Raw genomic sequence first — 22,989 nt, forward strand, 5'->3', positions numbered from 1 at the left:
CTCTCCTTATCTCTTTTAGCCATTTGATAAGTCGGACTTTTTTGCTGGATTTCTTATACCTTTTTTCAGTTCAAATAGCACAACAGGTTAAATTAGAAGTTCGTCGGAGTGCGCTCCAGGCAACGTTGGCCATCGCCATGAAATGGACTGGAACCTTATGAAAAGAGGGAGAAGTGAAGATGAAATTTACTGAATTTATCCAACAAAATGTGGTGCCGACCGCTAACCGAATCGCTTCGAACAAATTTTTAAAAGCAATCAGTGACGGCTTTATGGCGTTGATGCCGGTCATCATCATCGGAGCCATTTTTTCATTATTGAATTCATTAGCCATTGCGCCGTATCAAAATTTTATTACCGCCACCGGTCTGAAACCGATATTATCGCTTCCCAACATGGTTACCAATGATATTCTCGCGCTTTACGCGGTAATTTTCATTGCCTATCATCTGGCGAAGTATTACGAAAAGGATCCGGCGACCGCGGGCATGATTGCGTTATTTACCTTTTTGGCCGTAACGCCGCTCGCCAACACGGCGGACATTATCAATAAGTTTCTTGCGGGCAACAATCTCACTTTGGCGAATGACATCGTCGTGCCGGCCGGAAATGTAATACCCTATGAATGGATCGGCGCGAAGGGCCTATTCGTGGCAATCATCATCGGCCTTGTATCCACAGTCGTTTATAACAAGCTGCTGGATAAAGGGCTGGCTATCAAAATGCCCGAAGGGGTGCCGCCGACGATTGCCAAGTCTTTTGGCGGTCTTATCCCCGGCTTTGTCATTATCATCCTGTTTATGGCGGTAAATAAAGTTGTCACGTTCTTGCCCAATATTACCGGACTGCACTCCGTGATTTATACATTTATTCAAGGGCCGATGGAATTGTTATTAGGGAATAGTCTGGGTTCGTTCCTGGTGGCCATCCTGGTTGCCCAATTATTGTGGTTCTTTGGCATTCACGGTGTCACGGCTGTCATTTTGCCGATTTTTTATCCGCTATGGACTTCGCTTACTACGGCCAATATTGCCGCCTTAAACGCCGGGGTATCCGTATTTGAACTCCCGAACATCATCAACCGCACCTTTTTCAGCATTTACGCCATTACCGGAGGCTCGGGAATGACGTTGGGTCTCTGCCTTTATATGGTGCTGTGGAGTAAAAGCAAACAATACCAGACGCTTGGAAAACTGGCATTGCCGGCCAATATTTGCGGTATTAACGAACCGGTTTTATTTGCCACGCCAGTGGTGCTCAATCCGTATATGTTGATTCCGTGGATTTTGACGCCGGTGGTTTCGGCGGTACTCGCCTATGGGTTGACAGTCATGAATATTCTGCCCCGGTTGAGCACAGTGGTACCGTTGGGAACGCCCGTCATCATGTCGGGATTCTTGGCGGGCGGCGTTGCCGGTTGGCGGGTGGCATTATTCCAAATTGCGATGATCATCATCGGCGCAGTAATTTATATCCCATTTTTCAAAGTGATTGATAAAAAGGCCTATGAAAACGAAAAACAAGCATATGGCGATGTAACTTCTTCAGAACTTGAACTGCTTAACCATAGCCATAAAAGTGGGATCAATTGATTACAAAAGGAGGAATTGAAATGAAAAGTAAGCGCTTCCTCGTCCAGTTACTTTTAGGGATGGTGTTGGTAAGCCAAATCATGCTTGCTTCCATGGCAAATGCCGAGGCGGTCCGGGCGAAATATACCACAAAAGAAATCCATGACGGGAAAACAACGTATATCCTGGTCACCAACCCCAACCACGGCAAAACTTTGGGTTATTCAAAAACCTCAGGCGTTAAACTCCTTGAAAAAGTTGCAGGACGATATACCTATGCATTTAAAGATCTGAATCGCAATGGAAAATTGGATCAATGGGAAGACTGGCGTTTGGATGATACCACCAGAGCCAAGGATTTGGCTTCGCAGCTTTCGATTCCGGAAATAGCAGGATTAATGCTCTTTAGCGCGCATGAAAGAAAAATCGAAGAAGGATTAACGGATGCGCAAAAAAGTTATCTTGCCAAAGATAACTTGAGGGCGGTTTTGAATGCGGGAAGCAATAATGTCAAAGCGGCAGTACAATGGAATAATGAGATGCAGGCTTATGTTGAGGGTTTAGCTTGCCCCATTCCGGTAAACTTCAGTTCCGATCCCCGCAGTACAGCAGGCTCAGGCGATCAATACTCCAATGCAATTTCGGGAAAAGATGTCTCCTTGTGGCCATCGAACCTCGGCCTTGCCGCCACCTTTGATACGGGTATCATGTATCAATTCGCCAAAATGGTTTCGGAAGAATACCGGGCCATGGGAATCGCAACCGCTTTAGGACCGCAAATCGATCTGGCCACCGAACCGAGATGGCTGCGGGTAAGCGGCACATTCGGGGAAGATGTCAAACTTGCGACCGATATGACGCGGGCTTATGTCGACGGGTCTCAGTCAACCTATGATAAAAATGGCAAAGATTTGGGCTGGGGCTCCAATTCAATTAATTGCATGATTAAGCATTGGCCGGGAGACGGTCCCGGAGAAGGCGGCCGTGAATCTCACCGTAACAGTGGTCCCTATGCCGTATATCCGGGCAATCATTTCAAGGAACATTTAATCCCCTTTATCAAAGGCGGGTTGCAGCTTCCGGGAGCCACCAGGACCGCGGCTGCCGTTATGACTTCCTATTCTATCGGAATCGCCGGTAACGGGAGTCCCATCGGTTCGGGGCGGGTCGGCACTGCGTATGATCATGTGAAAATGGATCTGCTCCGCAAGGATCAGAACTTTGACGGCGTTGTCTGCACGGACTGGAGTGTAACCAGAACGACGGGCTGGGGCGTTGAAAACAATACCGAAGTTGAGCGTCACTATAAAATCCTGATGGCGGGCTCCGATATGTTCGGCGGAAATAATGATGTGAAACCGGTGATCGAAGCGTATCGGATGATGGAGTATAATTTCGGAAAAGAATGGGCGCGCCGGCGTTTTGAAAAATCAGCGGTCCGGATTTTGAAGCTCATGTTGGCGCCGGGATTATTTGAAAATCCATACCTCGATCTGGATCATTCATTAAAAGTCGTCGGCAATCAAGCAAAAAGGGCTGCCGGATATCAGGCCCAGCTTAGCTCCATTGTAATGGTTAAGAATTCGAATCATCTCATTCAGGCGGCGGACGGCTCGGCGGCAAAGAAAAAGGTGTATATTCCAATGACCTTTACCGATTCCATACCGGGCATGTTTAACTCGAAAACAGAACCGGTATGGAGTGAGACCATTTCCATTGAAATTGCCAAAAAATATTTCAGAGAAGTGATCACCGATATTCCGATCAAGGATGCCAATGGAAAGATTAGCGGATATCAAACCCCGGATCTTTCCGATGTGGACCTCGTACTTGTCGGCATGCACAGTCCCAATAACGGCACCAACTTTTCCTATGCGGGGCTTAAAACCGATAAGGACGGCAACAGGACGTTCTATCCGCTGTCGCTCCAATATTCGACGTATACCGCGACAGAGGGACGAAAAAAATCGATCGCCGGGGATCTACTGAAAGACGGCCAACTAGAGAACCGTTCTTATAACGGGCAGCAATCCAATGTTTATAATTCCTATAATCTGACCGCTTTCCTGAATGCGAAACGGGCGGTCGAAAAGACTCACCGGAATATTCCGATGATAGCTTGTGTCAAAGCCAGCAATCCCTTATGCTTCGGAGAATTTGAACCGTTTTGCGGCGCGATCGTCATCGGCTTTTCAGTCAGCGACGCCGCTTTGCTCGATGTGGTAACCGGGAAATTCGAACCGCGGGGATTACTGCCGATGCAAATGCCGCAAGACATGGCGGCGGTTGAAAAACAGCTTGAGGACGTGGGGCATGACCTGAAATGTTATACGGATGCGCACGGAAACGTATATGACTTTGCGTTTGGTCTCAATTATCAAGGCATTATCCAGGATAAGCGGGTAGCCAAATATAAAAATGACGCGCGCTAAAGGACGCTGAATAAGCGCTTTTCCAAACACGGCGGGGAACGCTGAAGCTAGGCAAGCCTTTTTCGTTCCCTTCCGTTTTTTAAAAGCAAGGGATAAATCGAACTCACCCCCTAGCGACTTTTGGTGGATTTTGATTGACCCTACCCGCCCCCTCTCTTTCTGACAAGACAGGCCTGGTAAATCGCCTAAAAAGAGAGGGGGACCCAAAGGGTGAGTTCAGTCCGAAAATTTCAGCTTCAATTTCCGTAGTTATCATTTTTAGACATGGCTCCGTTGAGTATCATACGCTAATTCATTTGCTGAGCTAACATGATAATCAGTATCCTTTTTCTAATGATATCACGCTTGATCGCACTCATCGCAGTTACGATAGTTGAGTCAATAACTAAAATGAATGATAGGCGGAGGAAAAAACGACATGACCTGGCAGACTGTAACTGTCACCAATCAAACGGGGCTTCATGCCCGGCCGGCTTCCTTATTCATTAATGCCGCGGCGGCGTTTCGGTCGAAGATCACCGTCACCAAGAACGACCGGAGCGGTTCGGCCAAGTCCTTGCTCGGCATCCTGGCATTGGGCATCAGCAAAGGCAGCGAGATTACCATCACCGCCGAAGGAGAAGATGAAGCGGAAGCGGTCGCGGCCCTGGTCCAATTGGTGGAATCCAAATTCGGCGAGCAATGAACCGCTTTCAGCCCAGTGAAAGGATGACAGACATGAAGAAGGGCATTCCGGCTTCGCCGGGTTATGCGATTGGCACGGCATTCTTAAAAAAAGAGGCGGCGATCCGTATTGGTGAGGAAACGGCGGTCGATATCGCGGCAGAACAAGCGAAGTTCAAGGCGGCGATCGAAACGGCCGGAATCCAGTTGGCAGAGTTGCGCGAAAAAGCCCGGCTGGAGATGGGCGAAGCCGCTGCCGCCATTTTGGACAGCCAACTGCTTTTCCTGGACGATCCCGAACTCACCGGAGCCGCCGCCCGAAGAATCGAGATGAATCAGATTAGCGCGGCCCGAGCGGTGCGGGATATCGTCGCGGAGTATGTCGCGGTGTTTGCGGGTTTGGAAGATGAATACCTGCGCGAGCGGGCGGCGGATCTGCGCGACATCGGCGCGCGGCTGCTGGCCAACCTGACCGGGACGGGCGATGACGGATTCGCCGGCTTGCCGGAGCAGGCGATCGTCGTGGCCCGGGATCTGACGCCGTCCGATACCGCGCAGCTGGACAAGGCGAAAGTGATCGCCTTGGTGACCGATGGCGGCGGGCCGACCGCTCACAGCGCGATTATGGCCAGAACCCTGGAGATTCCGGCCGTGGTCGGCCTGGGGGACATCACCGCGACGATCCGGAGCGGCGACACCCTGATCGTCGACGGCTGCGCCGGAGCGGTCCTGGTGAATCCCGATCCTCCAGCCCTGGCCATGTATCGGGGGAAGAAAGCCGGATTCGAGGCGGAACGGGAGCAGCTGAAGGCGCTGGCCGGCGCGCCGGCGGTCACCAAAGCGGGGAAACCGATCATTCTGGCGGCTAACATCGGTAAGCCGGAGGATGCCGGGCAGGCGATCGCCAATGGCGCCGAAGCCATTGGCCTGTTCCGGACGGAATTTTTATACATGGACCGCGCCAGCCTGCCCGGAGAGGAGGAGCAGTATCGGGCTTACCGGCAGGTGGCCGAGCAGATGGCCGGCAAGCCGGTGGTGATTCGGACCTTGGATATCGGCGGAGATAAACACCTGCCTTACCTGCCGCTGCCGGAAGAGTTGAATCCCTTTCTGGGGTTCCGCGCCATCCGCTTGTGCCTGGAACGAAAAGATATCTTCCGGAGCCAGCTCCGGGCGATCCTGCGAGCCTCCGCCCATGGAGATATCCAGCTCATGTTCCCGATGATCGGCGCCATGGCCGAGCTCCGGGCGGCCCAAGAGTTCCTGAGGCAATGCATGGACGAGTTGCAAGCCGAGGGGATTCCCTTCAATGAACGGATCGCGATTGGAATGATGATCGAGATCCCGGCGGCGGCGGTCATGGCGGATGAATTCGCGAGACAAGTCGACTTCTTCAGCATCGGCACCAACGACCTGATCCAGTATACGCTGGCGGCGGACCGGACCAATGAAAAAGTGTCTCATCTCTACGATCCGATGCATCCGGCGGTTTGGCGGTTGATCCGGACGACGATCGAAGCGGCGCACCGGGAAGGGATCTGGTGCGGCATGTGCGGCGAGCTGGCCGGCGATCCCCAGGCCATCCCGGCCCTGCTCGAATACGGGCTGGATGAGTTTTCGATGAACCCCGGCGCGATCCTGGCGGCCAAGAAGATCATCATCAACAGTTAAGAATTGGACAGGAGCAAACCATGGGCTATCGATTGATCTGTATTGATATGGACGGTACGCTTTTCAATAGCCAACGGCGGATCACCGAAACGACCCGGGCGAGTTTGAGGCAGGTCCGCGACCTTGGTGTCCATGTGGTCATCAGCACCGGCCGGACCTATGCCGACGCCGCCTATTATGCGGAACTGATCGGGACCGAGTCGGTGGTCATCGCGGCCAACGGGGCTTATATCCGTGAAAAAGGCGGCGGGAAAGTCATCTACCAACAGGCGCTGACCGAGCCCCTGATCCGGATGATCTTGGAAATCTGTGACCGGTATCGAGCCTCTTTCAGTTTGTACACTCCGTGGAAAGAGTATTATCGCGACACCTTTCCGCGGCTCCTCCGGGGCCTCTTTAGGCTGCCGCGGCGAAGGCGGGGGCAAATAAGGATCGCCGCCAGGGAAGCCGTGAGCACCCGCGAACAATGGGCGAGCGTCATCAGCCGCGAACAGGACCAACTGCTGAAGTGCGTCATCTTCCACCGGAACCAGGCCAAGCTGCGCCGGATCCGCGATGAACTGGCGCGGACCGGCGGCTTGGAAGTGGCCAGTTCGGGTTGGGACAATATCGAGCTGACCTGCCAAGGCGTTTCCAAAGGCCATGGCGTGGCGCTCCTGGCGCGGTATTACAACTTGCGGCAAGAAGAGATCATGGCCATCGGCGACGGCGAGAATGACTTGGCGATGATCCAATACGCCGGCTTGGGAGTGGCCATGGGCAATGCCAGCGCTATCGTCAAGGGACAGGCCGATTACATCACCGATACCAACGACCGGGACGGCGTCGCCAAGGCGATCCAGCGGTTCGTGCTCGATGGCCCGCCGCCCGGCGCCTCGGCGCCCGGCTAAAGACCGGCCCTCGCTCAGCAATGAGGGGAAGCCGTAAACCACAAAAAATGTTTACTGAGTATCAAGTTAGCTCCGCTCACTCACGGAAGAGATTGAAGGATAAGTCATGAAGTCTATGGTCCTAACCCTCGGCCCTTTGCGACTGATGTCCGTCCTTGGAAGCCGCAAGCTTAAGCTATCCTGGCTCTGGCTTCCCGAATCGGGCAATGTCATCAAGCGATAATACCATATTATGGAATGAAACATTGTCCGCCCAGTACACGAGGATGAATACGAAAAAAGTCTAAGATGCCTAAAAACGACCTCACCCCGGCCCTCTCCGACGATGGGACTCAAAGAAGCGGATGCAGCGGAGAGGGATGACGGAGCTTGAAACTTGGGTCTCTTGAAAGCTTCAGCAAATGGCCTAAAAAATAGACCCGAGTTTTGGGCGATTCACCTCTCCCCGTCGAGTACTCTTCTTCGAATCGGCATCGCCGGGGACCAGAACCAGGACGGTTCAAGTTCCGACGCCCAGGATGGGCTACGTCGGAAGAGGCCGGGAGAGAGGTCGCTTTTGGAGTTCGCAGCTTGTCATGAAATACATTTCCATTTTATCCCACGATAGCTTGACGACATTGCCCGAATCGGGGAAGGGGAACCACCGGGATCCGGGGCCCAAAAGCCTTTGGGCTGCGAAGAATGATGGTTACTCTCCCCGATTCGGGGAGAGCCAAGAGAGAGGAGGCGGGCTAGACTTAATCTCTATCACGCTTACGGACTTCTTGCGGAGCTAACTTGATAATCATCAAATGTTTTTATGGAATCCGCATGAAGTGCGGATTTCTTTTCATGATAAGAGAAAAAACTGCTCTGATACTCCTTTTGGGTCAGCCTCGTGTTGATTGCCCATTTTTTCAGGTGAGCTTGGTGCATTGGGGAAGGGAGCACATCCCCGGAAGACTGCCGTTCCTTTTCTCCAGGGATGAACCATGAGGAAGCTTCCCGGAACCTTGGGGAAGCTTCCTCATGGCTTGTCGATGCTTCCCGAAGGATTCGTCCTCTTTCCCGGAGGTTCGGGGAAGCATCCCGAAGGATTGGTCCTTCATCCCGGAACCTCCGGGACGGTTCCCGAAGGCTTCGGGATGCTAGGATGATCCTTCGGGAAGAAAGGATCGAAGGATCCTCTGAAAGGATCATAGCATCCCTTACAAGGATGAAAACCATCCCTTACACGGATCATGGCATCCCTTACAAGGATCGAAGGATCCTATGAAAGGATCGAGGCATCCCTAACAAGGATGGCTCTCATCCTAACAAGGATGAAGAATATCCTAGTTGGACGAAAGACCATACCTTACATGAGGGGTGATGGACTGATATATTAGGGGGCCGGGATGGGAGGACGGAGGGTTGGGGAAAGAGAACGGAGGCGGCGGGGAATAATACCGGAGAGTGAACTCAAGGTATCAATTTGGTCAAATCAATTCACTCCTCCGGAATCAAATCCTTCATCGATACTTCAAGCGCTTCGGCCAGTTTTTGGATGTTTTCCAGCGAAATATTCCTTTCGCCGCGTTCCACCGAACTGACATACGTCCGGTGAAGACCGCACCGAAACGCTAATTCTTCTTGAGAAATTTTTTGGGCGCCCCTGATTTTTCTTAGGTTTTTCCCGAATAATTTTCTGATATCCTCGGCCAAAAAATTTCACTTCCTAAATTCTGTATATTTATTGACTCAACTTTCGCAGTTCAAATTTACCAATAAACCTTTGAAATAATAGGTATAGCATCATGACAAGAAGTCATCTTGACATATAAAAATAAGAAATTGGACTTCCGTATAAAAAAATAAGCAAATGATTTAAGCGACTGAGGGTCGATGGGGACTATTCCTGCCCCAACACCATCGGCTTTTATTGCCCTCCTGGCAAAGCCGATTTTTTGGACTTCCATGTCCTGACCCCAGGACCAAAGGGTGTAGTGGGACACCCTTTGGAATCCGCCCAGTTGGATTCGGCCTTTTCCATCCGTGGGGACTCATCTTTAGGGCGTCCTGCCCCTGAGAACCGAGGTTCCAACACCTCCTCATTCATCCGGGGTTCTAGCATGCCGCCGCCATCCCTGGCATTCTGTCTGGCAACTAAGTGTAGGCTTCCGCTGACGACCGCAGTTTTTCATCCTCTATGCAACGACATGATCTTCAATCACATGATTTGCGAAAAAACGGTAAAGCGTTCGTTATTTTCGCAAATCATATACACTAGGGATTCATGTCGTTGCATTGGGAAAAGATGCGTCGTCCGCCTTCATCCTTGAAGGCGGTTGCTGTTTCGGAAGATAAGGTTTCTATAAGTAATTCCTTACGGTTTGTTGTTTTGGGCAGTTCCAACAGTATTAATGATAACTGACAAGATATTCAAACAAATTTGGAAAGAACAACGTCTTTCGTTGAAAGATATTGGATTACGGTTTCCCAAGCCAGGGTAGGATGTTCGACTCATCTCGGGGCCACCAAAAGAACAACCAGCGTAATGCTGATTGTTCTTCTTTGAACGATAAACCTGGTTAGATTACCGCTCATTCGTTTAAATTATTGATAAACTCCTCAATATCCTTCAATTTAAACCTTACCGTCCCTTTTCTCCCCTCGCCCAGCTTTAATGAAGGAATTTTTCCTGCTTTCACCCATCGGTTTAAAGTGGCGCGGCTGATCTTTAAAATTTTCATAACCTCTGCGGCGGTGATCAGTTCATCCAAAATGAGTTCACTCCTTTATCAGTTAAATAGTATCAAGATGATTTTTATCCGTCAATATGTCTCATTATGTGTTGACTTTTAATAATCCAAGATGATACAATATGATACATAAAGATTCATTTATTTTTCCTTCATCCTTAATTTTTTAGCATCATGCAAATGTTTTCGATCGCAGCAATTTTTAACCTATAACAAACGTAACTGGAAATGCCGAATAGCTTGAAATGAACCGGAGGTTGAGTTAGCCTGATCACCATCCGGATTGGAGGTTCTCGCTATGTTGACCAGCGACAGCAAAGAAATTTATGAATTGATCTTCGACCGGATTTATAAAATTAACGAAGAGATCCTGCCGCGCGACGGGGAATACCGGGAATGGGGCCAAAAACAGCGGTCGCTGCTGGATCAACTCTGCGCCAGGATGAACCCAGAGATCGGGGATTGTTGGATGAATTTGACGTCAGCCGGACCATGCAAATGAATCGGCGAGATGAATTGCTCTATAGCCGGGGATTGATGGACGGGATCCTGTTGGGCTGGTGGATCGACCGGATCCGCCGGGGCGAGGAGATTGTGCTGCCGTGATAACTCATTTCTTTCAGGGGAGGAGCGGCTTGGCATTCCAGAAGAATTAATTTCGCAAGAAACTTTCCTGCCTATGGGCGGGAATTTTTTTATAAGTCTCGTTACGTGAAATTTAAATGGAGAAGGGATGCCCGTTTAGAGGGAAAACGCGGTGAGCGGTTTCGTTGGTTTTTAATTTCCAAAATCTGATTATCAAGTTAACTTGAGTAGACGGAGAGATAAATCGAACTCACCCCCCAGTTACTTTTGGGACTTTTGATTGGCTTCTACTTCCCCCCTCTCTTTCTGACAAGACAGGCCTGGTAAATCGCCTAAAAAGAGAGGGGGACCGAGGGGGTGAGTTCTGTCCTAAAATTTCAGTTTAAATTCCGTGTATCATTTTTAGACATAGCCCCGTTGAGTTTCCCAAATTCCTAAGGAACTTTAAAGGATAAATAATAAATTTCCAGAATCTATCATTCAATCACAATAATTCCAATTATTGATGAAACGATACAGTTCTGGAGGGATCAAGCAATGCGCGCAGTCAAGTTCGTGGTTCTCGGGATGATTCTTTGTCTGGTCTTAACTTTTAGCTTTTCACGGACAGTCTTGGCAGAAGATAGTTCCTCTGACACGGCGAGCGCTCAATCAACGGGTGAAGTCGCCGCGCGCTCGGTGGTTACTCCCACCGAATATGGCGCGGCCGCCGAGGACGACCTGGAGAAGTTGAAAAACTCCAAGGAACAATTCAAAGAAGTCGATCCCACCGGAGCCTTTCAATACCAGTATCCGCTCAACCTGCCGCCGGGCGCCAACGGCATGAATCCCACGCTTAAACTATTTTATAACTCGAACAGCCCCAACGGGATGCTCGGCATCGGCTGGATGCTCTGGGGGATCGCCGAGATCAAGCGGGATTACTCGTATCCGGTCAATTATAACGATACCGACCATTTCATGTACAACGGCGAAAAACTGGTCAAAGATTCAGCCGGAAAATATCACACCGCGAAGGAAAGCTATGCGCGAATCGAATACAAGAATCCGAACACCGGCACATCGTACTGGGTCGTCACCCAGAAGAACGGGACCAAAATGTACTTCGGCTATCAGGCCCTGGAGCACTCTTCCCCGAGCGCCGGCGGCCGGATCGAGGGCATCGGCGTTTCGGGGACTGATAAGACGATCGTCTGGTCGTTAAGCAAAGTGGTTGATTTGCAAGGGAATTATTATGTTTTGGAATATAATTTAGATGCAACTAACGGTGATTTCTATCCCGTACGGGTTACATATACCAAAAACGAGAAATATTCTTTGACGGCTTGTAAAACCATTGAGTTCCTATATGAAACAAGAAACGATCATTACACCACATATTCTCCCACCAAGATTGATACGGATAAAAGACTGAAATGGATATCAATCAAAATGGGCGGCAATCTCCTTCGAAAGTATCGTCTGGACTACGAACAGGTTTCCTCGGGTTGCAGTCGATTGGTGAGCATAACGGAATACGGAAACGACGGGAATATTCCTTCATATAAAACAACCGATTTGCCTTGCGTAATTGATAATTTTATTGCTACCGGCAAAGCTTTGCCTCCAGTAAGGTTTGAGTGGCAAAATAACGAGAGTGGCTGGGATGATACCGCTTTTGGCCTCGGAACTCAACTTGGTTACTGGAAAGGGTATGATGGAGCAAGTAGTCAAAGTTTTCATTTTCCTGGAGATTTCAATGGAGATGGTAAGACTGATTTTATGTATTGGGAATCGGAAAAAGGTTGGCGCGTACTGTTAAGTACGGGAAGTGGTTGGGAGGATAAATTCTTTGGACCTGGGACTCAACTAGGCTATTGGGCTGGATACAAAGAAAGGACTTCCCAAAATTTTCATTTTCCTGGAGATTTCAATGGAGATGGTAAGACCGATTTTATGTACTGGGAATCAGGTAAAGGTTGGCGTGCTCTTCTAAGTACAGGTAGTGGATGGGATGACAAATTTTTTGGTCCTGGAACCCAACTTGGCTACTGGAAAGGATATACTGAATCAACAAGCCAGAGTTTTCATTTTACAGGAGATTTCAATGGAGACGGAAAAACCGATCTGATGTACTGGGAATCAGGGAAGGGTTGGCGCGCTCTTTTAAGTACGGGTAGCGGATGGGATGACAAATTTTTTGGTCCTGGAACCCAACTTGGCTACTGGAAAGGATATACTGAATCAACAAGCCAGAGTTTTCATTTTACAGGAGATTTCAATGGAGACGGCAAAACCGATCTGATGTACTGGGAATCAGCCAAGGGTTGGCGTGCTCTTCTAAGTACGGGAAGTGGCTGGGATGACAAATTTTTTGGTCCTGGAACCCAACTTGGTTACTGGAAAGGATATACTGAATCAACAAGCCAGAGTTTTCATTTTACAGGAGATTTCAATGGAGACGGAAAAACCGATCTGATGTACTGGGAATCAGCCAAGGGGTGGCGTGCTCTTTTAAGTACGGGTAGCGGATGGGATGACAAATTTTTTGGTTCTGGAACCCAACTTGGTTACTGGAAAGGATATACTGAATCAGCAAACCAGAGTTTTCATTTTACAGGAGATTTCAATGGAGACGGCAAAACCGATCTGATGTACTGGGAATCAGCCAAGGGTTGGCGTGCTCTTCTAAGTACGGGTAGCGGATGGGACGATCAGTTTTTTGGCCCCGGAATTCAGTTGGGCTATTGGAATGGATATAATGGAACGAGTAGTCAAAGTTTTCAATTCCCCAGTGATTTTAATGGGGATGGTAAAACCGACTTTATGTATTGGGTTCCAGGCAGCGGATGGTGGGCGTTATTAAATAACAAGGCTACTGTCTCCGATTTACTCTTTAATTTCGACTGTTCCGCGGAAGATTCTGGGCTCCATAATTTGTTTAGTCTATATTTATCCACAAATCAGCCCGTTTATGGAACATATAGCTATGGCGCGATTGGAAAAGTAAGCTCAAAATGGCTCAATAACATCAATGATGTTAAGAGAAACTCTTATTCTGTGCAAGTGAAATATGTTGTCAAGTTTGGGGACCGAAAGGATGAAAATAAATCAACGCCATATTTTCGAGTAAAATTGTCCGATGGACAACAATTGGTCAACCAATCGTTCATTAATGAAATCCGAAGCGGCACATTTGTTATTCCAGCGAATGATTATGTTATTGTAGAATGGGAATCCGGACATCGAGAAAATGAACATACGCTTCATCATGATGAACAAATCGGTTATGTGGGAAGCTATAGTTTGGCATTTGATGATAATTCTGGAGGAGATTTCTCAACTTCTTACGTTTTGAAAACAATCCAAAACGGTCAGGGCGGTACCACAAGTATTTCGTATCTTCCCTTATCCCAGATCCCCGGCGCGGTTCAACCCAATAGCAGCCAATACCCGAACATCGCCAACTCCAGCGCCACTCCGGTAGTTCGCGAAATCACTTACGACGATGGCCTATCTCACGTCATCAAATATCGCTACGATTACTCCAACGGCATGATCCATACCGGCCCCACCTACGAACGGGCGAACCTCGGCTTCGCCTGGATCGAGAGGACCGACCAAAACACCGGCAGCTCGGTCCGGACCTACTACCGCCAGGACGACCTCGATCTCCGGCTAATGGTCGATAAAGAAGAAGTCTACGGCTCCAACCGCGCGCTCTATCTGAAAAAGCAGTATCAGTACGACAAGCGGGTGACCGTCGACAACGCGGCCGACCTGACCAGTCCCGGCGCCAAATTCATCTACGTCGCCGACGAATACGCCGATAACCATAACGGCGAATCCGGCGATCCGGTCACCTACCGGATCCACTACAGCTACGACGATTACGGCAACCTCCGGCAAACGATCAACTACGGCGACACCGCCGTGGCGACGGACGACCGGCAATCCGACATGACCTATGACTATATCGCCGCGCAGAATCTATCCCTGCTCAAAAGCGAGCAGCAAAGCGGCTATCTGTTGAGCGGCCAGAAGGGACTCATCGCCCAAACCGACTATGCCTATAACTCAAGTTACCTGTTGGATACCAAAACCTCCTATAACGGCAGCCAGAAAATCATCAACCGCTATGAATACGATCCCTACGGCAACGTCACCGCCCTCACCGACGGCCGGGGCCACCGGACCACCTTCCAGTACGATAGCAACTACGCCAGTTATCTCCGCTACCGGACCAATCCCTTGGGCCAGACGGAGGAGACGCGCTACGACAGCCTAATGAACCCCATTGCCACCGTGGATGCCAACGGCAGCGCCTGGCAGATCACCTATGACGGATTCTCCAGAGTCAAGAGCCGGATCTCCCCCGGCGACGACGCGGCCAATCCCACGCAGCGGATCAGCTATCCCGACGAATTCCCCGACAGCGCCGGAAAGCCCCTCTTCCCCAACCGGCAGCGGATCGAAAAGAAGCTCGGCAACGGCAACTATCTGGAGTACAATACCTACTCCGACGGACTGGAGCGGCCGGTCCAATCCAAGATCGAAGCCAAAAACGGCTGGGTCACCATGGATTACGCCTATGACAACAGCGGCCGGAAGCGCCAAACCTCCGTGCCCTACTTTACCTCCGGCGCCGCCTACTCGGCCCCGGATCCCAGCGTCAAAAGCACCGTATGGACCTATGACCCCATCGACCGGGTAAGCGCTTCCAAGAACCCGGATGGCACCGTCATCCAAACCCTGTACGGCAAACAGGAAATCAAAACGGTGGATGAGAATCTCTACCTCACCAGTAAACTGATCATCGGAAACACCGAATCCAGCCTGAAATTCACCGGAACCTACCCGGGCGCCTCCGAATACTCCCGGACCGCCAAAACCACCTGGGGCGACGCCGTCCAGACCGTCGACCCCAATGGAAATCGTTTCCTCGACCGGCTGGACATGTTGGGCCGAAAAGTCGGCAGCACCGACCCGGTGAGCGGAACCTGGAGCTACAGCTATGACGAGAATCACAACCTGACCTCATGGACCGACGCCAAAAACCAGTTGGTCCGGCTGGAATACGACGCCTTGAACCGCGTCACCAAAAAGATCTATCCGAACGGCAGCACAGTGAATTTCTATTACGACGAAACCGGCTACGGCTACTCCAAAGGCCGGCTGACCCGGGCCGTCTATCCGGGCGGCGAGGAACGGTACACTTACGACAGCCGCGGCCGGCAGACCGCCGTAACCCAGATCATCGACGGCCAGAGCCGGACCAAGCGCCTGACCTATAACTCCCTGGACCAGATCGTCACCCTCACCTATCCCGACGGCGAAGTGGCAACCTACAGTTACGATGCAGGCGGCAAAATCACCGGCTTGAGCGGCGCCAGCGCCTATGTCTCGGCCCTGGAGTATACCGCCTTGGGCAAGACCGGCAGCCTCACCTATGGCAATGGCGTCCAAACCAGCTACGATTACTACGACACGGCCGGCAAAATCGACAGTTCCGCCGGAACGCCCTACAGCTTCCTACTCAAGCAGATCCGGGTCACGAGGGCCGGGAGCGACCTGTTGAGCCTGGGCTACGAATACGACAAGACCGGCAATGTCAAGCTCAAGAAAGACAATCTCAACGGCACCCTCAGCGAGAGCTACGGCTACGACGAGCTGAACCGGCTCACCAGCGCCAGCTCCGGACTGTCCGGCAGCAAGACGTTCCGTTACGATAAGCTCGATAACATCCTGCAGAAAGATTCCCGGAGCTATCAATACGGCGCCGCCAAACCGTACACCCTGGCCAGCGACGGCAGATACTCCTACAGCCACGACGCCAACGGCAATATGACGGCCCGCAGCGACGGCCGGAGTATCAATTGGGATTACGAAAACCGGGTAACTTCTATTTCCGATGGCGGAACCTACGCCTACAACTTCCAGGGGCAACGGCTCAAGAAAGCCGACGCCAATGGGGTGACCCGGTATTACTTCTTCCCGGAGTATGAGGAGGAGTATCAGGCAGGAGTCAAGACCAAAACGGTGAAGTATTACTTCGTCCGGAGCGACCGGGTGGCGGAGCGGTCATCGGCCGAAGGGGTGCGATATTATCATAAGGACCACCTCGGCTCCTCGACGCTGATCACCGACGCCAATGGAAACGCGGTCTTGAAAACCACCTATGCGCCGTATGGCAGCGAGACCTCTTCGCAAGGGTCGGCGGCGGTGGCCTATACGTTCACTGATAAGGAGAAGGACAACACCGGGTTTATCTACTTCGGGGCGAGGTTCTATGACCCGGAAGTGGGAAGGTTTATTTCGGCGGATCCGGCCGAGGATGGGGCGAATTGGTATGCGTATTGTAACGATAATCCGGTGAGGTTTGTGGATCCGTGGGGGTTGGACGTGGGAGTACCTGGTGTAATTAGTGGGCATGGGGAAACCAGTGGATATAATGTATCTGAAACCGTGACACATCATTCCGATGGAAGTTTTACAGTGGACTACCATTCTACTTCAAATAATGGTAGTCAAAGTCATTCTTCATATTCATTTAATTCTAATGGGAATCTAATAAATGGGAGTAGCAGTAGTAATGATAGAATAGCCAATGTAATGGGTAATGTTCTTCCGGGTTCTGCTTCATATGGAAATGCAATTAACAGTTTTGAAAATGGGGATTATCTTGGCGCAATTGGTTGGACAGCAAATGGAGTTGCAGAAGAATTTACTTTTCTCAGCGGAATAGGTGCTTTAGGAAAATTAGGTTCTTCATTAGTTAAAAAAGGAACAGAGTCAATATCAAAAATTGGAACAGAATTAAAATTTGATTTACAGTTTTTCTCAAAATCCGACATAAAACAAGTAAATTCAGTGGCTAAAGAATTTAAAATGTCACCTGAAGTACGAAGACAATTTGGTGACTATGTTGAATCTCTAAAAGATATAGTCCCAAATAATAAAAACTTTTCATATGCAGAGCTAAGAGATATTGCAAAAGAATTTTTAGGGAAGTGAAAAAATGACTTATACAGGCAGTTGTAGTTTGATTATCAGAGGAACTAAATTAGAGTTTGATGAAATAAAAACGGAGCTAAACATAATCCCCTCAAAGGTGGTTAGAAGAGGGGAAACAATAAGTAAAATTATTCCTAAAAGTGAATATGATATTTGGATTTATGAAGTAAAGTTCAGAGATAATGAAGAAGTAAATGAAACTTTAGAACCTTTATTATCAAATCTTTTATCGTCAAAACAATTCTTGCAAAATTTATCCAGTAGTTTCGACGTTGTGCTAAAATGTTATGTTCAATCCGATTTAGCACAAATAAATTTTGAGTTCAGCCCCAAAGTTATTTCATATCTAGCTGAAATAAAATTAAGGCTTGAGGTTTCCATTTTTTCATGGGGCGGGGTCGAAGATAGGTAATTCTATCTGAAGTGAAAGTAGTGGTAGTAGAGGGAGGAGCAATAGCAGTAAATATCGGTTCTTTTTCTACACATAACAGTTTCTTGGACGGTGCATTTTTAAAATTGTAGTTGAGAAAAGTTAAACCATTTGAGACAAAGAGGGAATGTTAGTGAAATATGCTGTCGATTTGTCAAAAATTAAATGAATTTAGGTGTACTAATGACTAATTTCAGAGAATTATTTACAAATGAAGAAATAGAAGAAATTAATGTTGGCAAAGAATTTTGTCAAGCAATGAGTGTAGAGGGTAAACCTGTGGTATGTTTTGATGTACTTGCAGATATTATTAATGAGAATGTCAAATTGAGAGATTTGTCGAGAGAAGAACTACTAACTGTTTATGAACAATTTAAGGAATTTAATGAAATGTGGCAGGACATGGAGATTCTTGATGGAAGAACTTTAGAGAAAATCAAACCAAAAGTAAAAAAAATAATCAAAGAAGAACTTGATTCTCGACGGGATTAGATAACAACCAGGGCCCAAACCGGCCCTGGCCTTTTCATGAAGAGACCTATCCTCCGCTCCCTGGCAAGGAAGGAGAGTCGTAGGTTTGGGAGACGTGTGGTATAATACAAATATTGGAATTGGTTGCGACCGGGATGATTCAAGAGCTCTGTCGTCTACGAAGTGGTGGATAATTAATTTTGATAAGCAATATGGTATAGTTCCCAATGAATCAATTGAAACACACGTGTTCGTATGTTATCTCTCCTTCCTTGCCAGGGAAGGAGAGGAGGATAGGTCCTTTATCGCACCGTATGGCAGCGAGACTTCTTCACAAGGGTCGGCGGCGGTGGCCTATACGTTCACCGATAAGGAGAAGGACAACACCGGGTTCATCTACTTCGGGGCGAGGTTCTATGACCCGGAAGTGGGAAGGTTTATTTCGGCGGATCCGGCCGAGGATGGGGCGAATTGGTATGCGTATTGTAATGATAACCCGGTGAGGTTTGTGGATCCGGATGGGCTGAGAGTCGGCGATAACGATAACGGCGGCTGGGATGGCAGTGGTTATGATGGCGATAGCGAGAGTACCAGTTACAGAAATAACGGCTATCAATATGGTGGAAATAGTGGCAGTAGTGGCGGTTCTGGTAGTCATAGTTCTAGTAGTAGTAATGATAGAATAGCTAACATAATGGGTAATGTTCTTCCGGGTTCTGCTTCATATGGAAATGCGATTAACAGTTTTCAAAATGGAGATTATCTTGACGCCCTTGGTTGGACATTTGCGGGAGCAGCTGAAGAATTTGCGTTTTTATGTAGTTTTGGGCAATTTGGTTCAGTTAGAAAAGGTTTAAGTAGTATTGCTAGAGTTGTAGATACTGAACTTGTTGGTCTTAACTTTACCAAAACAGCTGCAATACGAATGGAAAATCCAGACAGGGCTGTTCCTGTTCAGACGCTAATGGATGCAATAAAATCTACAAAAGGGCTTCCAGATCCTCAAAAGTCCAGCGCTTTAATGCATTACACGACAATGACCAAAAATGGACAGTTATACAATTTAGAGGTTCTTTACAATAAGGCAACTAATACAGTATACCATTTTATGTATACTAGAGACGCAATTGGACCTTTACCAAGAATAAAGTGACAGGAGAGGAAACATATGCAATCAAAAGAACGGCTTTATCATTTGATAAGATTATTAGTTAAAAATCAATGTGAAATCAAATCTTTCTGCAATGATTTCACTGATTTGTATAATCTCGAAATAGATTATCAAACACTAACTAGAGAAGAACAGATGAAGTTTAAAGAGTTGGCCATGATTACAAGCAGGTTTTCTCCTTTTGAAGATGATTTGCTGAATTATGATTGTTATTATAGTGAACAACAAATTAGGGATAAAGTTCAGGAAGTTATAAAACAACTAAATATCCAAGTAGGATGAACGGAAAGTGGGAAACCAGGGTCCAAACCGGCCCTGGTCTTTTCATGAAGAGACCTATCCTCCGCTCCTTCCCTGGCAAGGAAGGAGAGTCGTAGGTTTGGGAGACGTGTGGTATAATACAAATATTGGAATTGGTTGCGGCCGGGATAAGGAGGTAGTGAGATTGGAAAAGCTCATTCGCGGTCAGAAGATCAATCCTGTAAAATTGGGGATGGCTAAGGAGCTGCGGCGGAATATGACCGAGGAAGAGAAGCGGCTTTGGGTCAAGCTTAAAAAGTACGATTTACGTTCCAATTGGCGTAGGAATTGCAACAGCAATTAGTAGTATTTTTTTGATTTTGGACTGTATTATTTTACAATTCAAGCCATTAGGACGTAAGGCAAATATTTTAGCTTGGGATCGAATTTCGACAACAATGATAGTTATCGAGGACTCGAAACTACCTAAGGAGTCAAACTTATGAATAAAAAAATTAAAGATTATGGCTGGATTTTTATAGCAATAATATTCCTGATAGTTCCAATTTTTAATTATCTTCAAGATAAAGTAAATCAAACAGATTCGTTTTTTTGGAATGTTCTATTCTATTTGATAGTAATGATTTTTTATGCTCTTATCATTATGGTGATAATTGGAATCTATGATTCTATGAGTGGAACATTTAAAAATTTATTTCAAAAAAATAGTAATTCGGGAGAAAACCAAAATGATAACGGCGATGAACCAATAGAGAAGAAATCTGATGGAAAAGAGCTTGAAAATAAAGATAGAATTGACTAACTACAATGTGTGAATTGAGAATATACCTTACCGGGTTATCTTCATAATAACAAAATAACTACCTCAATGATTATATCCAACGGTGGGTTAAAAACAAACCAGGGCCTTCAAGATCGGCCCTGGTTTTTGTCAGTTGTTTGGGGACTCTACGGACAGTGTGATATTTAGAGAGTTTAGGCGGTGTTAACATTCTCCGGGTCTCTTCGAGCTAAGTTAATGGATGGGTGCACCTCTTTATATTTCTGGTATTCATCCTGGTTCTGTTTTGGAATAGCCGGAAAGAAGGACGGCAACAAAGCGGCGCCCGTTTCCTTTGGCCCCGACCTTACCCGGCACTATCGCGGACCAATTCGTATGAAACCTATCATTACTACCTTTACCCAGCCATAGCGAGACAAAGATACAAAATTTTTACACTGATCCCCTCGGGCACTATTTTAGAAGGGTAGAAATGAACACCAAAATTCAATATAATGATAAAGGCGCAAGTTATATATATTATGGGAGCGGACCATGAACAGCAAGGAAAAGTTTACGGGGAAGGTCGCGGAGTATGTGAAATACCGCCCGGGTTATCCTCAGGAATTTATCGACTATCTCTTCCGGGACGTCGGACTCGACGGTACTGCCGTGGTCGCCGATATCGGGGCGGGCACCGGGATCCTCACCCGGCAATTGGGAGGGCGCGTCCGGCGAATTTATGCCGTGGAGCCCAATGCGGCGATGCGCGCCGCCTGTGAAGCGCACTGCCGGGACTTGGAGAATGTGGTCACGGTGGATGGCAGCGCCGAGGATACCACCCTGCCGGATCATTCCGTCGATTTTATCACCGTGGCCCAAGCGTTTCATTGGTTCGACCGCGACATGGCTGAGCTCGAATTCCGCCGCATCCTGAAGCCCCATGGCAAGGTGATTCTGGTCTGGAACCGGCGCGCCGCCGACAGTGAGCTGGTCCAAGCGACGGACGCGCTCTTTCAGCGGCTCTGTCCCGACTTTGGAGGCTTCTCGAACGGTCTCGGGACGAGTCCCGAGACCTTCCGCGATTTCTTTCGGAATGGCTCCTGCGAGTACAGGGTGTTCGATAACGACCGGGTCCTGACCCTGGAGAGTTATATCGGCGGCAACCTCTCGGCTTCCTATGCCCCGGCGGCGCAGGACGAAACGCGGGATTTCTTTGTGGCTGCTCTGACCGAGCTGTTTCACCGCTACAGCCGGAACGGGCAACTGCTCCTGCCCAATAAAACTCACTGCTACATCGGCGAGGTCTGAGCGGGGCAGCGTTCCCCGGCGGCACGGCACGAAGCGATGATTGCGGGAGACTCCTGGGAAATCAGGAGTTTTTGGTTGAGAACCCATTGTCAGAATGGACGAATGCAGTCGTCGGCCGGCACAGGAAGACGGTCGCACCTAGGGGTCGGCAGCGGCCATCGATTAACCGCGGGCCACTTTGGGATAACGTTCGATTGAGCCGGTTTTAATTGAAGCCGTGATTTTGCCTTTCATGATACCGAAGGAGCGGCAATGACTCGAACCCCGGATTCCTCAAGCTTCGCAATTTCTTGAACATCGGCTTTATCATCGGTCACCAGCATCCGCAAAGCTTCAAAACCGCAGATTACTTTCAGTCCCAGTTTTCCAATTTTGGAATGATCGGCTAGGGCGATGCATTGCCTGGCGTGCCGGATCATCGTCTGCTTGATAAAGACTTCCTTGGGGTCGGAAATGGTGATTCCCGCCTCTTTTGATAAGCCGTTCGGCGCTAAAAAGAAAATATCTGACCGGATGGATTCTAAAATTTTTGGCGCCATCTCATCCAGAAATGCATAGGTCAATGGATTGTAGTATCCTCCCACCAGGTATAGATTGATTTTTTCAGACTTGGAGAGGATGGAAGCGGCCGCGAAAGAGTTCGTAATCACGGTTAACTCAAGTGGCGATTCGATAATTTTTTGCGCCAGGATAACATTGGTTGAACCTGCGTCCAGCGTAATGATCTGCCCTGAAACCAGGATATGATGGATGACATAATCCGCAATAGCCTCTTTTTCTTTTGTTGATACGGATGTCCGTAACATCACATCCGTATTGTAGGTAGTGTTCGCGGTGGCGATCGCTCCGCCGAACGTTCTTTGAATGAATCCCTGTTCCTCAAGATAGCGTAAATCATTGCGGATTGTAGCCTCGCTGCAATCCAAGATTCGGCAGAATTCAGCGACACTCAATAAATTGTGTGAGATTAACAAATTTCGGATTTGCTCATGACGCTTTTTCCGGCTGTCCTTGGTTTTTTTCATAGGTATTCCTCGCTTTTGCCATCATATCAGCCCGA

Annotated in this window: 17 protein-coding genes; 14 read left to right on the plus strand and 3 right to left on the minus strand. The window is 48.5% G+C overall.

The annotated features are described in order from the left end of the window. Nucleotides 1-179: 179 nt before the first annotated feature. The 5 genes from EDC14_RS07630 (at nt 180) to EDC14_RS07650 (ending at nt 7,227) form a co-directional block, all read left to right on the plus strand. Entirely contained in the window at nt 180-1,592 is a 1,413-nt protein-coding gene (locus EDC14_RS07630; RefSeq protein ID WP_132013686.1) for a PTS sugar transporter subunit IIC, read from the plus strand. Between the two features lie 20 nt (nt 1,593-1,612). Beyond that, on the plus strand, nt 1,613-4,003 hold the full coding sequence (locus tag EDC14_RS07635; protein WP_132013687.1) for a glycoside hydrolase family 3 protein: 2,391 nt from the start codon (nt 1,613-1,615) through the stop codon (nt 4,001-4,003). Nucleotides 4,004-4,421: 418 nt separating this feature from the next. Further along, nucleotides 4,422-4,688 carry an HPr family phosphocarrier protein gene (locus EDC14_RS07640; protein WP_132013688.1) on the plus strand — a complete coding sequence of 89 codons (267 nt, stop codon included), beginning with the start codon at nt 4,422-4,424 and terminating at the stop codon, nt 4,686-4,688. A gap of 32 nt (nt 4,689-4,720) precedes the next feature. Continuing rightward, a complete protein-coding gene (gene ptsP, locus EDC14_RS07645; RefSeq protein WP_132013689.1) occupies nt 4,721-6,337 on the plus strand; it encodes a phosphoenolpyruvate--protein phosphotransferase in 1,617 nt (538 codons plus the stop codon). A gap of 20 nt (nt 6,338-6,357) precedes the next feature. Further along, complete coding sequence (locus tag EDC14_RS07650; RefSeq protein WP_132013691.1) at nt 6,358-7,227, plus strand: Cof-type HAD-IIB family hydrolase; 870 nt, start codon at nt 6,358-6,360, stop codon at nt 7,225-7,227. Between the two features lie 1,467 nt (nt 7,228-8,694). Here EDC14_RS07650 and EDC14_RS07655 read toward each other — a convergent pair. After that, entirely contained in the window at nt 8,695-8,910 is a 216-nt protein-coding gene (locus tag EDC14_RS07655; RefSeq protein ID WP_132013693.1) for a helix-turn-helix domain-containing protein, read from the minus strand. Nucleotides 8,911-9,788: 878 nt separating this feature from the next. Then, nucleotides 9,789-9,968, minus strand: a complete 180-nt coding sequence (locus tag EDC14_RS07660; protein WP_132013694.1) for a helix-turn-helix transcriptional regulator — start codon at nt 9,966-9,968, stop codon at nt 9,789-9,791. A gap of 277 nt (nt 9,969-10,245) precedes the next feature. On the opposite strand from EDC14_RS07660, the gene EDC14_RS07665 reads away from it, so the two are divergent. The 9 genes from EDC14_RS07665 (at nt 10,246) to EDC14_RS07705 (ending at nt 21,929) form a co-directional block, all read left to right on the plus strand. After that, nucleotides 10,246-10,449, plus strand: coding sequence for a hypothetical protein (locus EDC14_RS07665; protein ID WP_132013695.1), 204 nt, complete (start codon nt 10,246-10,248; stop codon nt 10,447-10,449). 620 nt (nt 10,450-11,069) lie between these two features. Further along, nucleotides 11,070-17,525: an RHS repeat-associated core domain-containing protein gene (locus EDC14_RS07670; protein WP_132013696.1), complete on the plus strand. Its 6,456-nt coding sequence runs from the start codon at nt 11,070-11,072 to the stop codon at nt 17,523-17,525. A 4-nt stretch (nt 17,526-17,529) separates the two neighbouring features. Then, nucleotides 17,530-17,937, plus strand: a complete 408-nt coding sequence (locus EDC14_RS07675) for a DUF4279 domain-containing protein (RefSeq protein ID WP_132013697.1) — start codon at nt 17,530-17,532, stop codon at nt 17,935-17,937. 201 nt (nt 17,938-18,138) lie between these two features. Then, complete coding sequence (locus tag EDC14_RS07680) at nt 18,139-18,447, plus strand: hypothetical protein (protein ID WP_132013698.1); 309 nt, start codon at nt 18,139-18,141, stop codon at nt 18,445-18,447. Between the two features lie 94 nt (nt 18,448-18,541). After that, nucleotides 18,542-19,579 carry an RHS repeat-associated core domain-containing protein gene (locus EDC14_RS07685; protein ID WP_243662855.1) on the plus strand — a complete coding sequence of 346 codons (1,038 nt, stop codon included), beginning with the start codon at nt 18,542-18,544 and terminating at the stop codon, nt 19,577-19,579. Between the two features lie 15 nt (nt 19,580-19,594). Beyond that, the gene (locus EDC14_RS07690) at nt 19,595-19,879 is read left to right on the plus strand and encodes a hypothetical protein (RefSeq protein ID WP_132013700.1); all 285 of its coding nucleotides are present in this window, start codon (nt 19,595-19,597) and stop codon (nt 19,877-19,879) included. A 163-nt stretch (nt 19,880-20,042) separates the two neighbouring features. After that, nucleotides 20,043-20,201: a DUF559 domain-containing protein gene (locus EDC14_RS07695; RefSeq protein ID WP_132013701.1), complete on the plus strand. Its 159-nt coding sequence runs from the start codon at nt 20,043-20,045 to the stop codon at nt 20,199-20,201. Nucleotides 20,202-20,339: 138 nt separating this feature from the next. After that, a complete protein-coding gene (locus tag EDC14_RS07700) occupies nt 20,340-20,660 on the plus strand; it encodes a hypothetical protein (protein ID WP_132013702.1) in 321 nt (106 codons plus the stop codon). A 513-nt stretch (nt 20,661-21,173) separates the two neighbouring features. Beyond that, nucleotides 21,174-21,929: a class I SAM-dependent methyltransferase gene (locus EDC14_RS07705; RefSeq protein ID WP_132013703.1), complete on the plus strand. Its 756-nt coding sequence runs from the start codon at nt 21,174-21,176 to the stop codon at nt 21,927-21,929. A 230-nt stretch (nt 21,930-22,159) separates the two neighbouring features. Here the strand turns inward: EDC14_RS07705 and EDC14_RS07710 are convergent, their stop codons facing one another. Continuing rightward, nucleotides 22,160-22,954 carry a DeoR/GlpR family DNA-binding transcription regulator gene (locus tag EDC14_RS07710; RefSeq protein ID WP_132013704.1) on the minus strand — a complete coding sequence of 265 codons (795 nt, stop codon included), beginning with the start codon at nt 22,952-22,954 and terminating at the stop codon, nt 22,160-22,162. Nucleotides 22,955-22,989: the final 35 nt, after the last annotated feature.

Origin of the sequence: Hydrogenispora ethanolica, from assembly GCF_004340685.1 — a bacterium.
GTDB lineage: Bacteria > Bacillota > UBA4882 > UBA8346 > UBA8346 > Hydrogenispora > Hydrogenispora ethanolica.